Source organism: Snodgrassella sp. W8158, assembly GCF_016100435.1.
GTDB lineage: Bacteria > Pseudomonadota > Gammaproteobacteria > Burkholderiales > Neisseriaceae > Snodgrassella > Snodgrassella alvi.
The window spans coordinates 458513-471666 of record NZ_JACFSM010000001.1; the positions used below are offsets into that span (position 1 = coordinate 458513).

Annotated in this window: 10 protein-coding genes and 2 tRNA genes; 8 read left to right on the forward strand and 4 right to left on the reverse strand. The window is 40.2% G+C overall.

From position 1 onward, the window contains the following. Nucleotides 1-431: 431 nt before the first annotated feature. A tRNA-Lys gene (locus tag H3V11_RS01990) sits at nucleotides 432-507 on the reverse strand. A gap of 2 nt (nucleotides 508-509) precedes the next feature. Further along, a tRNA-Asn gene (locus H3V11_RS01995) sits at nucleotides 510-585 on the reverse strand. A gap of 674 nt (nucleotides 586-1259) precedes the next feature. Between H3V11_RS01995 and atoD the strand changes: the two genes are divergently transcribed. From atoD to H3V11_RS02025, 6 genes are all read left to right on the forward strand, one after another. After that, nucleotides 1260-1916: an acetate CoA-transferase subunit alpha gene (atoD, locus tag H3V11_RS02000; protein WP_198189830.1), complete on the forward strand. Its 657-nt coding sequence runs from the start codon at nucleotides 1260-1262 to the stop codon at nucleotides 1914-1916. A 12-nt stretch (nucleotides 1917-1928) separates the two neighbouring features. Continuing rightward, complete coding sequence (locus H3V11_RS02005) at nucleotides 1929-2585, forward strand: 3-oxoacid CoA-transferase subunit B (protein WP_198223496.1); 657 nt, start codon at nucleotides 1929-1931, stop codon at nucleotides 2583-2585. 5 nt (nucleotides 2586-2590) lie between these two features. Next, nucleotides 2591-3937, forward strand: coding sequence for a TIGR00366 family protein (locus tag H3V11_RS02010; RefSeq protein WP_025331312.1), 1347 nt, complete (start codon nucleotides 2591-2593; stop codon nucleotides 3935-3937). 19 nt (nucleotides 3938-3956) lie between these two features. Beyond that, nucleotides 3957-5138, forward strand: coding sequence for an acetyl-CoA C-acetyltransferase (locus H3V11_RS02015; RefSeq protein WP_078475345.1), 1182 nt, complete (start codon nucleotides 3957-3959; stop codon nucleotides 5136-5138). A gap of 212 nt (nucleotides 5139-5350) precedes the next feature. Continuing rightward, a complete protein-coding gene (gene atoS / locus H3V11_RS02020; RefSeq protein WP_198223497.1) occupies nucleotides 5351-7171 on the forward strand; it encodes a two-component system sensor histidine kinase AtoS in 1821 nt (606 codons plus the stop codon). Between the two features lie 20 nt (nucleotides 7172-7191). Next, nucleotides 7192-8586 (forward strand): sigma 54-interacting transcriptional regulator, encoded by a 1395-nt coding sequence (locus H3V11_RS02025; protein ID WP_025331315.1) that lies wholly within the window; start codon nucleotides 7192-7194, stop codon nucleotides 8584-8586. Nucleotides 8587-8870: 284 nt separating this feature from the next. Here H3V11_RS02025 and H3V11_RS02030 read toward each other — a convergent pair whose 3' ends face one another. Further along, nucleotides 8871-9656: an exodeoxyribonuclease III gene (locus H3V11_RS02030; RefSeq protein ID WP_198223498.1), complete on the reverse strand. Its 786-nt coding sequence runs from the start codon at nucleotides 9654-9656 to the stop codon at nucleotides 8871-8873. Between the two features lie 76 nt (nucleotides 9657-9732). Between H3V11_RS02030 and pyrE the strand changes: the two genes are divergently transcribed. Both pyrE and H3V11_RS02040 read left to right on the forward strand, forming a co-directional pair. Further along, entirely contained in the window at nucleotides 9733-10371 is a 639-nt protein-coding gene (pyrE, locus tag H3V11_RS02035; RefSeq protein ID WP_198223499.1) for an orotate phosphoribosyltransferase, read from the forward strand. Nucleotides 10372-10461: 90 nt separating this feature from the next. After that, nucleotides 10462-11025: a DedA family protein gene (locus tag H3V11_RS02040; RefSeq protein ID WP_025331318.1), complete on the forward strand. Its 564-nt coding sequence runs from the start codon at nucleotides 10462-10464 to the stop codon at nucleotides 11023-11025. 178 nt (nucleotides 11026-11203) lie between these two features. On the opposite strand, the gene H3V11_RS02045 is transcribed toward H3V11_RS02040, so the two are convergent. After that, entirely contained in the window at nucleotides 11204-12352 is a 1149-nt protein-coding gene (locus H3V11_RS02045; protein ID WP_198223500.1) for a porin, read from the reverse strand. Between the last annotated feature and the right edge of the window lie 802 nt (nucleotides 12353-13154).

Sequence of the window (13154 nt, forward strand, 5' to 3'; positions counted from 1 at the left end):
ATTTTGAAATGAAATAGCCTATGATTTTTCAAACAATAGATCTAAAAGACATTTATATTAATTAGAGATAAAAAAATTACACCATTTATAATTATAAAATTAAATTTGAAAATAAAATTTACTGTTTTAGTTTTATAAATAAGCTATAGATTGTGCAAATTTTCCGTAATATATTTAATATTATTAGTAGTTTTGACTATCTATCAAAGTAACTCTTCTTTAAATTTTAAAGCTCTAGAAACTAAAAACTAATTTTTCTTTTCAGATAGTACAAAATATACTTATTTAGATTTGAAAATATTTAAATTAACAACTATAAAGGAGACAAAATAATAACAAGAAAGTATAAGAAGAATACTATTACGCTGGATAAAACTAAATAATCAACACTGAATATCTTAGCAATATATAGAAAGAAATGGAGAGGATATTGGTGGGTCGTGAGCGATTCGAACGCTCGACCAACGGATTAAAAGTCCGCTGCTCTACCGACTGAGCTAACGACCCTTTGGCTCCCCGACCAGGGCTCGAACCTGGGACCTGCGGATTAACAGTCCGTCGCTCTACCGACTGAGCTATCAGGGAAAGGAAGAGCGCATTATAGGGGTCGATATTAAACTCGTCAAGCCTTTTTAGCCATTTTAAGCCTCAAAAACTGCCTAATAAATACAAATCATTGGTAGTTCTATATTTTTAATTGTAAATATGGTTGTATAGCTTAAATTCTATTTGCTTTTATACTCTAATAAACGTATTCAGGTTCTGTGCTTATCAGTTCAGATCAGAAAATTAATAAAATATATTATGGCTTATTCACGCCAAACAGATACTATATAGTTTTTCCTTGTACAAATTTCTTTATCGGATTTTTCCTGAAGAATTTATGATAAAAATAAACTGAAAGTATTTTTATCAATATAGAATTATTTATCCAATAAATCATAATATTAATTATTTTCCTGGATTATTCTGATACTTTATTTTCTTGTCTGCTGGTGTAACTAAAATCAATGTAACTTCTTACATATCATTAATGTCAAATAAATAATGAATACTTAATCGTGCAATTTTTTTTGCACGCAAGTGCAATTTTCTGCGCTAAGTTTATTCAAAACCCTTTTGTCATATAAAATTTATTTTTAAAAATCAATATTTTATTATTTTATTTTCATTATTCCAATCTGGTATACAAATTGCAATAGCAAAGTGGCTTGCTTTTAAGCATAGATGAATTTTTAACGTGTAACAAGGAGCCGTTGATGCAAACAAAATTAATCACTACCGATAAAATCCGGGATTTTCTTAAAGACGGTATGACGATTATGTTTGGCGGTTTTATGGGGTGTGGTACGCCGTCAAAGATTGTTAATGCAATTCTTGAATCGGGTATTAAGGATTTAACACTTATCGGAAATGATACAGCTTTTGTAGACACTGGTGTCGGACCGCTGATTAATAATAATCAGGTCAGAAAAGTGATTACTTCCCATATTGGCACCAATCGTGAAACAGGCAGAAGAATGATTGCCGGTGAGATGGAAGTTGAGCTGGTACCGCAGGGTACGCTGGCTGAACGGATTCGCTGCGGCGGTGCCGGACTGGGCGGAGTTTTAACACCTACCGGAGTGGGTACGATTGTTGCTGAAGGCAAGAAAGTTTTATCAGTTAATAATCGTGAGTATTTACTTGAGCTGCCAATCCGTGCTGATTTAGCCATCATTCATGCGCATAAGGCTGATTACAACGGTAATCTGGTCTATCAATATGCTGCACGTAATTTTAATCCGCTGATTGCTACCGCTGCTGACACGGTGATTGCTCAGGCTGATGAACTGGTAGAAGTTGGCCAGATTCATCCTGATGCGGTGATGACACCGGCAGCATTAGTTGATTTTATGGTTAGCACTAACGATTAAGGAATAAAGACAATGGATAAAAAAGAATTAATTGCTCGCCGTGTTGCTCAGGAATTACGTAACGGAGATGTTGTTAATCTGGGGATTGGTTTACCAACTCAGGTGGTGAATTATTTGCCTGAAGGTATCAATATTACGCTGCAATCAGAAAATGGCTTTCTGGGGCTGGGGCCTAAAACAGTTGATGAACCGAATATTGTTAATGCAGGCGGTCAGCCTTGCGGTATTGTTCCCGGTGCGGCGATGTTTGACAGTGCATTTTCTTTTATGCTGATTCGCGGCGGTCATGTCGATGCCTGTGTGCTTGGCGGACTGGAAGTTGACCAGCATGCCAATCTGGCTAACTGGATGGTACCGGGCAAAATGGTGCCGGGTATGGGCGGTGCTATGGATCTGGTTACAGGTGCAAAAAAGGTAATTATTGCCATGGAACACTGTACTAAAACCGGTGAACCGAAAATATTGCCGGAATGCACTTTGCCGCTTACAGCGAAAGGCAAAGTCAGCATGGTTATTACTGAGCTGGCTGTATTTGAATTTATAAACGGTCAAATGTATCTGATTGAAACCGCTGAGGGTGTAGATGTTGGTACTGTAAAAGCGCATACCACAGCAGAGTTTATTGTTGCGGATAATCTGAAAACGATGTCCATTGCTACAGGGGCATAAGTTTTATGATTTCACGTTTATCCAGACATACGACTAATCTGGTCAGTAAATACCTGCCTGACCCGCTGATATTTGCTTTACTGCTTACTTTTATCATTTTTTTCATGGCCTGGGGATTAACTGATTCACAGCCTCTGGGTCTGATAAAAATGTGGGGGGACGGCTTCTGGAATTTGCTGGCCTTTGGTATGCAGATGGCCCTGATTGTGGTTACCGGTCATGCCTTAGCCAGCTCACCTCCGGTGAAATCTGTTCTGGTATCTATTGCCTCTCTGGCCAAAACTCCTACACAAGCAGCCATGCTGGTTACTTTTGTCGGCTGCATTGCCTGTATTTTAAACTGGGGGTTTGGTCTGGTTGTAGGTGCCATGCTGGCAAAGGAAGTGGCCAGACAGGTTAAGAATGTGGATTATGGCTTACTGATCGCCTGTGCTTATATTGCTTTTATGACATGGGGTGGCGGTTTGTCCGGGTCAATGCCTTTAATGGCGGCGACTCCGGGGAATCCTGTTGCGCACTTTATGATTAGTGACGCTAATCCGCAGGGCATTGTGCCGATTTCTCAGACGATGTTTTCAGCCAGTAATATTTTTATTACTTCTATGCTGATTATCTGTTTACCTCTTCTGGTGCGGTTTATGGTCAGAACTGACGGTAAGGTGAATGTGGTTAATCCTGAGCTGCTGGCTCCGGAACCCGATTTTCAGCGTAAGCTTGACCGGAAAACAGCTACCATAGCTGAAAAAATGGAAGAAAGTAAGCTGCTTTCTTTGCTGGTAGGTGCTCTCGGTATCAGTTATCTGCTGATTTACTTCTATCATAATGGTTTTAATATCACTATTAATACCGTTAACCTGATCTTCCTGACTGCCGGTGTTTTGTTACACCGTACACCTATGGCGTACATGCGTGCTGTCTCCAATGCAGCCAGAAGCACAGCCGGTATTATTATTCAGTTTCCGTTTTATGCGGGTATTCAGCTGATGATGGAACATTCCGGTCTGGGTGGTCTTATCACTGAATTTTTCATCAATATTGCCAGTAAGGATACCTTCCCTATCTGGACGTTCTTCAGCTCCGGCATTATTAATTTTGCCGTACCGTCAGGTGGCGGCCACTGGGTTATTCAAGGCCCGTTCGTGATTCCTGCCGCACAGGCTCTGGGTGCTGATTTAGGTAAATCTACGATGGCAATTGCCTACGGCGAACAATGGATGAATATGCTGCAACCATTCTGGGCATTACCTGCACTGGCTATTGCCGGTCTCGGGGTGCGTGACATTATGGGATATTGTATGACAGCGCTGATATTCACTACGCCGATATTCCTGATTGGTCTGTACTTTTTCTAGTTAAAAAAGGGAGTTTATTATGACAAAAACCGTAATCGTCAGTGCTGCACGCACCGCCATCGGCAGTTTTAATGGTTCACTAGCCTCTGTCAGTGCCATTAATTTGGGGAAAGTTGTTATTGACGAAGCTTTAAAACGTGCTGCACTGGATGCCGGTGCGGTAAATGAAGTGATTATGGGTAATGTGCTTCAGGCCGGACTGGGACAGAATCCTGCCCGGCAGGCTGCACTGAATGCAGGTATTCCCAGCAGCGTACCGGCTTTTACTGTAAATAAGGTATGCGGCAGCGGACTTAAATCAATCGTACTGGCCACACAAAGTATTTTAACCGGTGACAATGATATTGTTGTCGCCGGCGGTATGGAAAATATGTCTCAGGCACCCTATCTGCTTGGCAGTAAAGCCCGCTGGGGACTGAAAATGGGTAATACCGAACTGTACGATACCATGGTAAATGATGGATTAACCTGTGCTACCAATCATTACCATATGGGAATTACGGCAGAAAATATTGCTGAACAGTATTCTATCAGCCGTGAGGAACAGGACGAACTGGCACTGCGTTCTCAAAAGCTGGCTACGGAAGCTAATAACAATGGTGACTTTGAAGCAGAAATTGTTCCGGTCACCATCAGCTCACGCAAGGGCGATATTATCTTCAAACAGGATGAATATCCCAAAGCAGACAGCACTACGGAAGGTCTGGCAAAGCTCAGACCGGCGTTTAAAAAAGACGGTACAGTAACTGCGGGTAATTCTTCCGGTATTAATGACGGTGCCGCTGCTCTTGTGCTGATGTCAGAAACCAGAGCAAAAGAATTAGGCTTAAAACCACTGGCATATATTCGCAGCTATGCTTCTGGCGGCGTAGATCCAAGCATAATGGGAATGGGTCCGGTACCGGCAACCCGGCTGGCTTTACAAAAAGCAGCACTGCAGCTGTCTGACATCGATTTAATCGAAGCAAATGAAGCTTTTGCTGCCCAATTCCTCGGTGTCGGACGCGAGCTGAATTTTGACATGGACAAAACCAATATTCATGGTGGTGCCATTGCCCTGGGTCATCCTATTGGTGCCAGTGGTGCACGTATTCTGGTTACCCTGCTTTATTCCATGCTTCATCGTGATAAACAGCTGGGACTGGCAACATTATGTATTGGCGGCGGACAAGGTACGGCTGTTATTCTGGAACGCTGTTAATGATAATCCGGTCAAACTAATAGTTATGTCTGGTTAACAGACCTATGATTAGGTTAATCAGTCAGGTGGTAATGAATTTATCCGATATCGCCTGACTTGTTAATTTGCATAATTCATCTGATAATTTAAAATTAATTCAGATAAATATTTTGGCTGTGTACCAGCCGGATACTAAAAATATTTTATTGATAATTATGGATATTTGAGCACTTATGAACACCAGTTTTCTTCAGCGCCTATATCCGGAACGAATCAGTGCCCGTATTTTTTTACTGGTGACCTTCCTATCCTGTTTTTCAATTTTTGTCTGTGCCGTTCTAATTGATAAAGAAGGGCGCGAACTTCTCAGACAGGAAAAAAGCCATAAACTTTATGCCATTACCAAAACTCTGGATTTGCTTTTAGGTGATGCTTACCAGCAGGTGGATAAAAACCTGCCCCGAACACAACAAATTACCCAGCTTAATCAGTATCTCACTCCTAAAATTGAACCGCTACTGAAAGACATGCCGAATATTGCAGCCGGTTATTATCATAAACAATTAGATGCCATTGTGTTGTATGCCCCGCAGTCAGCCTATGGTGTGAATGTTGGTAAATCTATTCCGGCTGAGCATAAAGGGCGTGAAGTCATGACCAGCGGCCGGCATATGATTGAAACCGGCCAGCAAGTCCGCGGCAATATCATGAATGCCATGACTCCTATTGTGCGCAATAATCAGATAATCGGCTATATCTGGGCTAATGAAACTTTGGATGACATTGAAAAACAGGCCTTTGTATTTGATAAAAATGTCATTATTATCAGCCTGATCTGTATGCTGAGCTGTATCTGTATTGCTTCTGTTTTATCCAGAAAACTGAATACTGATATCAATATAATCAAGCAGGGGCTGGAAAAACTCCCCTTCTCGCTGGACAGGCGTCTGCCGGTTATACGCGGTGAGCTGAATGAAATTGTCAGTGGAATTAACAGTCTGGCCGAAAAGCTCAGAAAAACCAAAACCATCAACGAGCTGATTCTGGAAAACACACTGGATGCGGTTATTACTGTGGATAATAATGGCTTTATTACCATGTTAAATCCGGCTGCAGAAAAAATCACCGGCTATCAGCTGGAACAAGTCCTTGGCCGGCCATATTCAACCATAGTTGATGATAAAAATTTTCAAAGTCCTTTACTGGATACTTTATATAATGGTATCGATCATGTCGGTGTGGAAGTAGATTTCCCGGTTGCCCGGCAAATTATCCGAATCTCAGCCAGCACCAGCCATCTGAAAGATTATCAGGGCAATATTATTGGTGCTGTTGTTATTTTTAAAGATATTACCGAACGGGAAGAGGTAGAAAAGTTAATCCAGCAAACCGAACGCCTGGTGGCACTGGGCGAGCTGATGGCAGGCATTGCCCATGAGATCCGCAATCCGCTGGCTGCAGTACGCGGTTTTGTGCAATATCTGCAAAATGATTTACCCCGTGCTGAGCAAAATGAATATCTTGAGATTATTCTGAAAGAAGTGGATTCGATTAATCAGGTTATCCAGCAGTTACTTGATTTCTCAGTACCCTCAAAAAATTATTATGTTTCGGTGCAATTAAACGACCTGATTAATGAAGTGCTGGTACTGGTTAATTCATCTCACCGCTCAAATAACATCGTCCTGACTCTTTCATTAGCCAGCCAGTTACCGCCATTGTATCTGGATAAAGAATTAATCAAACAGGCAATACTGAATTTATTAATCAATGCCATTCAGGCAGTCAGTGATCAGGGCAAAATTGAAATATCTACATTAATGTCTGCTAACCAAAAGTATCAGTTAATCCGGATAAAGGATGATGGTGAAGGCATTAAAAGCGAAATAATGGATAAAATCTTTACACCATTTTTTACCACTAAAATTTCTGGTACCGGACTGGGTCTGGCCATGGTAGAGAAAATAGTTTCCTCACATAAAGGGCAAATTAGCATTAAAAATAATGAGCACAGCAATGGTGTTACGGTTGAAGTAGCACTTCCCGTTAACTGATACACAATAATCCGGAATTTATGTCAGAAAAAATCTTAATTGTCGAAGATGAATTAAATCTGCGCAAACTGTTATCTATTTTTTTATCACAGGAACATTATCAGGTTATTGCTGTTGATAATGCAGAAGACGCTATTGAAACCTTAGAACAGCAGCCGGTTGATTTAATTTTAATGGATAATCGCCTGCCTCAGATGAGCGGGCTGGAAGCACTGAAAATAATTAAACAGAACTATACTGATATATCCATCATTCTTATGACTGCCTATGCCGGTGTGGATACGGCGGTAGAAGCATTAAAACTCGGTGCAATTGATTATATTGTTAAACCCTTTGACCTGAATGAACTCAAAGCACTGATAAAACGTACCCTGGAGTTGAGCAAAGCTAAAAAAGAGGGAATGGATTTATCGCCAAAAATAGAATTATTCAGCTCGGATAATAAGGGGCATATTCTGACTAACAGCCCGAATATGATGGAACTGTGCCGCAATATTGCCAAAATTTCACAAACCAAAACCACCGTATTGATTACTGGTGAAAGCGGTACGGGTAAAGAATTAGTCGCCAAAACCATTCATTATTACAGTACCCGCTCAACCGGCCCGTTTATCAAAGTAAACTGCGGTGCATTACCGGAAACCTTGCTGGAAAGTACTTTGTTCGGGCATGAAAAAGGATCATTTACCGGCGCTTATCAACGCCAGATTGGTTTATTTGAGCGAGCACACCAGGGGACACTTTTTCTGGATGAAGTGGCTGAAATGTCAACCAATCTACAGGTTAAGCTTCTGCGGGTAATCCAGGAAAGAGAATTCGAACCAATCGGTGGCAGCAGATTAATTAAAACTGATTTCAGGCTGATTGCCGCTACCAATCGCAGCCTTCAGGATATGATCAGCACTGGTGAATTCCGAGAAGATTTATTCTACAGACTGAACGTAATGGAATTAAGCTTACCACCCTTACGCGACCGAAAAAATGATGTCATGCTGCTGGCGCGCTATTTTGCCAATCAGTTTTGCCATGAAAATAATAAGGAGTTACTGGATTTTTCGATTAGTGCGGTAGAAGTACTTAATCAATACCCATGGCCGGGCAATGTACGTGAATTGTCTAATGCCATCGAACATGCAGTGGTCATGTCTAACGGACTATTTATCTATCCGCAAGATTTGCCCGCACAAATTATTGCTCATAAAAAAACACCTGATTTTCATCCTGATTTTAGTGAAGATGAACAGCTGGGTGCCACCTTAAAAGAAAAAGTTAAAATTTATGAAAAAGAATTAATCATTAATGAATTGAGGCTGAATAACGGTCACCGGGAAAATACCGCCCGCTCTCTAGGCGTCAGCAAAAGAACATTATTATATAAAATGCAGGAATACGATATTGTAGAAACCATTAATTAAATCACATTAACTCAGTTCCATGAATACTTGTTCCTGATATTCCCATATTTATTACCACGGCAAATATCAGTCTGCCATCAGACAATCAATATACAGGCGTTTACTGAACGCTTTACGCGAATGTAATTAATGATAGCGATGGGAAATAGAATTTATCATAAGCGGATAGAGCATGCAGCCCTACCCGCTTCTGCCTATTCACTGGTAGCCGGATTAAATATATTACTGGTCATGCAAACTACCCGCTGATCAGATTGTTATATGGTTGCCGAAAACCAATTGCATTACTTTGTGCACTTTATTTGATAGTCATAATCAATAATCAAAGGCGCATGATCAGAAAATTTTTCTTCTTTATAGATCGTAGCAGTTTGTGCACAGGCAGCCAGTGCTGGTGTAGCCATCTGATAATCAATACGCCAGCCTACATCTTTGGCATAAGCCTGCCCGCGATTGCTCCACCAGGTATAACCGGGAATCTCAGGATACAGCGTACGCCAGATATCCACCCAGCCAAGCTCATTGATAATCTGGCTCAGCCATTCACGCTCTTCCGGCAAAAAACCGGAATTTTTCAGATTGCCGCGCCAGTTTTTTAAATCAATATTCTGGTGCGCTATATTCCAGTCACCACAGATTACGATATCGCGCTGTAAGGCCTGCAATTCGCGCAGAACCGGTAAAAATTTATCCAGAAAACAGAATTTAGCCTGCTGCCGCTCTTCCGAACTGCTTCCGGACGGCAAATACACAGAGATAACACTGAGCTTGCCAAAATCAGCACGTACATAGCGGCCTTCATGATCAAAATCTTCCCATCCTAAGCCGATTTGTACATCATCAGGCTGCTTTTTACTGTAAATTGCCACACCACTATAGCCGCGTTTCACTGCGGTATGCCACGCACCATACATGCCCAGCGGATGCTTCATCTGCTCAGTCATATCGGCTTCCTGGGCTTTTAACTCCTGAACACACACAATATCAGCCTTTGCCTGCGCCAGATAATCAATAAAACCCTTACTGGTAGCTGAACGTATTCCGTTTACATTGGCTGAAATAATGCGCATCCGCATGTCCTTTCGATTAATGATAAAATTTACATCTTAAAATTTTTAATCTGCCATTTTACCATTAAGGATCATTATGTCTGATTTCCGTCAGGATTTTCTGCACTTCGCTCTGCAACAGCATGTTTTAAAATTTGGCCAGTTCACAACCAAAGCCGGCAGACAATCACCTTATTTTTTCAATGCCGGACTGTTTAATGATGGCTATAGTATTCTGCAACTGGCACGTTTTTATGCACGCTCGATTCTTGCCAGCGGTATTGAATTTGATATGCTGTTCGGACCGGCCTATAAAGGCATTATTCTGGCCGCAGCAACAGCCATGATGCTGGCGGAAGAAGGGCGTAATGTACCATATGCCTATAACCGTAAAGAAGCAAAAGACCATGGCGAAGGTGGCGTACTGGTTGGTGCACCGCTTAAAGGTCGTGTACTGATTATAGACGATGTTATTTCAGCCGGTACTTCCGTACGTGAATCGGTTACCATCATCCAGCGTGAAGGCGCGGTTACTGCAGGTGTAGCCATTGCACTTGACCGCATGGAAAAAGGTCAGGGAAATCAATCCGCCGTTCAGGAAGTCGAACAACAGTATCAAATACCGGTAACGACCATTGCCACATTGGAAGATTTACTGCTGTTATTAGAAAATGACTCAACACTGGCTGATTATCGCCAGCCGGTAGCAGATTACCGCAAACAATATGGCGTGTAAATTTTGTCTGGTTCTGGCAAAACAGATTGCCAGAACGGTTCAAACAACATTATGTTTAACAAATGATTTCTTTCTAACCCTATTAAACAGATGAATGTTGAGCAATTACTGAATCACTATGGCTATCTGGCTATATTTATCGGCAGCATTCTTGAAGGTGAAACCATATTGACCCTGGCCGGCTTTTTCGTACACAAAGGCTATTTGTTATTTTTACCTTCAATCCTGTGCGCGGCAGGTGGCGGGATGCTGGGTGACCAGATATGTTTTTTGCTCGGCCGTTATTACGGTAAACACCTATTGCAGCATTTCCCTAAACTGGATCCGATGGTAGCCAAAACCGATCGTTTGCTGTGTAAACACAGCTCTGTCATTATTATCGGAGTACGCTTCATGTATGGTTTGCGTATTGCCGGCCCGATTGCCATCGGTATGAGTAAAGTAACATTCCATCGGTTTCTGTTATTTAATGCATTGGGCGCTTTACTCTGGGCAACCATTATCGTTAGTTTTGGTTATCTGTTCGGACAATCAGCGCAATGGCTGTTTGCAGAGTTTCAACAATACACGAAACTGCTCTTTGTTGTTATTCTGATAGTAGCTGTATTTGCTTTGCTGATATACTGGTATATCAAACGGCATCGTAATAAATAAAACAGAAACAAAAACGGCTTTTAAGCAAAATCAGTAATTAAATAATTATGCAAATCTGATTGCAGATACAAAGTACAGATGTATTTTATTTCAATAATTAACTGGTTAGATTTACCGGATATAAAAAATAAACCCCGCTGCTGCGGGGTTTATTCTAAAATCAGCTAACAAAGCCTGATTAGAAAGTATGTTTCAGACCAACACCAAATGCAGTAGTTTTATTTTTACCTCTGCTTTCGTTCAGTTCATTATAGCCATTACCCTCACGCAACCAGCCAGCCTGTACATTAGCAGTAGTATGTTTAGAGAAATCATAATCAGCACCTAATACGATCTGATCGTATTTGGTATTTTTCATTTTATCGCCATCCAGCTTAATGTCCCAGCCATGGGCATAAGTGAATTTCGGAAAAATATTACCAAAGTGGTAACCAACAGTCAGGGCCGCTTCCTGTCCCTGATTATCCCAGGTTACATTATGATCACCAACATTCATGGTAATTAAGTTACCCTGCTCATTTACGCCTACAGGAATAGAAGCACCTTTTAAACCATTGAAATAAGAGCTGGTATTTTTGGTATATTGGTAACCTACACCTACAAACAGATTATTAGCATCATAGCCGCCTTCAACGCGATGTACCTGACCGTCTTTTAATTTAGTGTTACCGGATTCAGTAATTATAGCTGCTGAATTTTTCAGATAATCGAAGCCATATTTTGCAAAATATCCGGCATTGCGATAATTCAGACCGATACTGTATTTATCACCTGCTCCCATACCATAATCATACTCACTGTTCCGATCCCCACCATTTACATTATCACGAGGAGAGTATAATGCATTAAATTTGAAACCAGCCCATTCCGGAGAATCGTAAGCAATACCTACATAACGCTGACCGGTACGGGTAAATTTACCTAAACCCAGCACTTCATTATTGTATTCCCATGGATCTACTGTATCCATATTGGCCTTCATCTGATTACTAATACGACCAGCACGAACAGTACCGAATTCAGACTGAAAACCAATGAAAGAATCACGATTAGCCCAGCCATCAGCTTTACCATTACTGTTACCCAGATGGATAGCAGACTCAACCTGCCAGATAGCTTTCAGACCATTACCTAAATCTTCAGAACCCTTGAAACCAATGCGTGAACCATAATCAGCTATACCATTCTGATACGGACCACGGCTGTCACCACTGGTTTTAGTAGAAGATACTTCATAGCCTGCTTTCATTTGGCCGTATAAAACAACATCTGCCATAGCAACAACCGGCAAAGTAGTCAAAGCCAAAGCAATCAGGTTTTTTTTCATTACTGTATTCCTAGTCTCAACGTCAAAAATACAAACTTCAAAAACCAAATGAAGAGCTTTTGAAGTTTTACATCAATCGCCATTACGACGAGTGTGCGGAATATACTGGTCGGGTAATAAAAAAGCAAACCACTGATTCTAATTATTGATTCAGGTAATTTTCCACATTAAAGATTAGGTAAAATAAATATTAGAAATGTATTTAAATGCTGATTATATTCTTAGATACTACAATAATATTGACTAAAAAAAACAGCAATTGACTTTAATAAATATTAAAAATACATTTTTTATATTTCAGAAAAGAATTGTATATAAAAGTCATTTACAACAACCGGAGAATTAATTTATAAATATCCTTGACCGGAACCACAATACTGCTAAACCATTTTTTAATTGTGTTCAGTTAAACCAGTACTGTTAAGATAAATATCTGGTTTATTTTTTTTGAATTCTCATTGATTTCTGAACTTAATTACAAATAATTATTGAATTTAAATAATAACTTATACCAGTATATACTCATCACAATCTAATAATTCAGTAATATCAATATCTATATTTTTTATAAAAATAATAATTTCTATTTAGTTTTTCTATATCAATAATTTATCAGAGTGTTTCCATACTTATTTATCTAAAAATGATTTATTTAGATATAACTTTAATCATTAGGTTTCTATGTATTCATACCGAAATTCTGAAAGGAATACCGAGAATGAAATGCAGAAGAACCAGCTGTTAAATAATTTGGGATAGCATTTTATTTATATTGTTAAAAAATTAATCCCTGATTGAAGAA

Excerpts from the sequence above, each read along its gene's own strand:
- H3V11_RS02025 (WP_025331315.1), top strand. The coding sequence starts at position 7,192 with ATGTCAGAAAAAATCTTAATTGTCGAAGATGAATTAAATCTGCGCAAA.
- H3V11_RS02005 (WP_198223496.1), top strand. The coding sequence starts at position 1,929 with ATGGATAAAAAAGAATTAATTGCTCGCCGTGTTGCTCAGGAATTACGT.
- H3V11_RS02015 (WP_078475345.1), top strand. The coding sequence starts at position 3,957 with ATGACAAAAACCGTAATCGTCAGTGCTGCACGCACCGCCATCGGCAGT.
- H3V11_RS02040 (WP_025331318.1), top strand. The coding sequence starts at position 10,462 with ATGAATGTTGAGCAATTACTGAATCACTATGGCTATCTGGCTATATTT.
- atoD (WP_198189830.1), top strand. The coding sequence starts at position 1,260 with ATGCAAACAAAATTAATCACTACCGATAAAATCCGGGATTTTCTTAAA.
- H3V11_RS02030 (WP_198223498.1), bottom strand. The coding sequence starts at position 9,656 with ATGCGCATTATTTCAGCCAATGTAAACGGAATACGTTCAGCTACCAGT.
- H3V11_RS02045 (WP_198223500.1), bottom strand. The coding sequence starts at position 12,352 with ATGAAAAAAAACCTGATTGCTTTGGCTTTGACTACTTTGCCGGTTGTT.
- atoS (WP_198223497.1), top strand. The coding sequence starts at position 5,351 with ATGAACACCAGTTTTCTTCAGCGCCTATATCCGGAACGAATCAGTGCC.
- H3V11_RS02010 (WP_025331312.1), top strand. The coding sequence starts at position 2,591 with ATGATTTCACGTTTATCCAGACATACGACTAATCTGGTCAGTAAATAC.
- pyrE (WP_198223499.1), top strand. The coding sequence starts at position 9,733 with ATGTCTGATTTCCGTCAGGATTTTCTGCACTTCGCTCTGCAACAGCAT.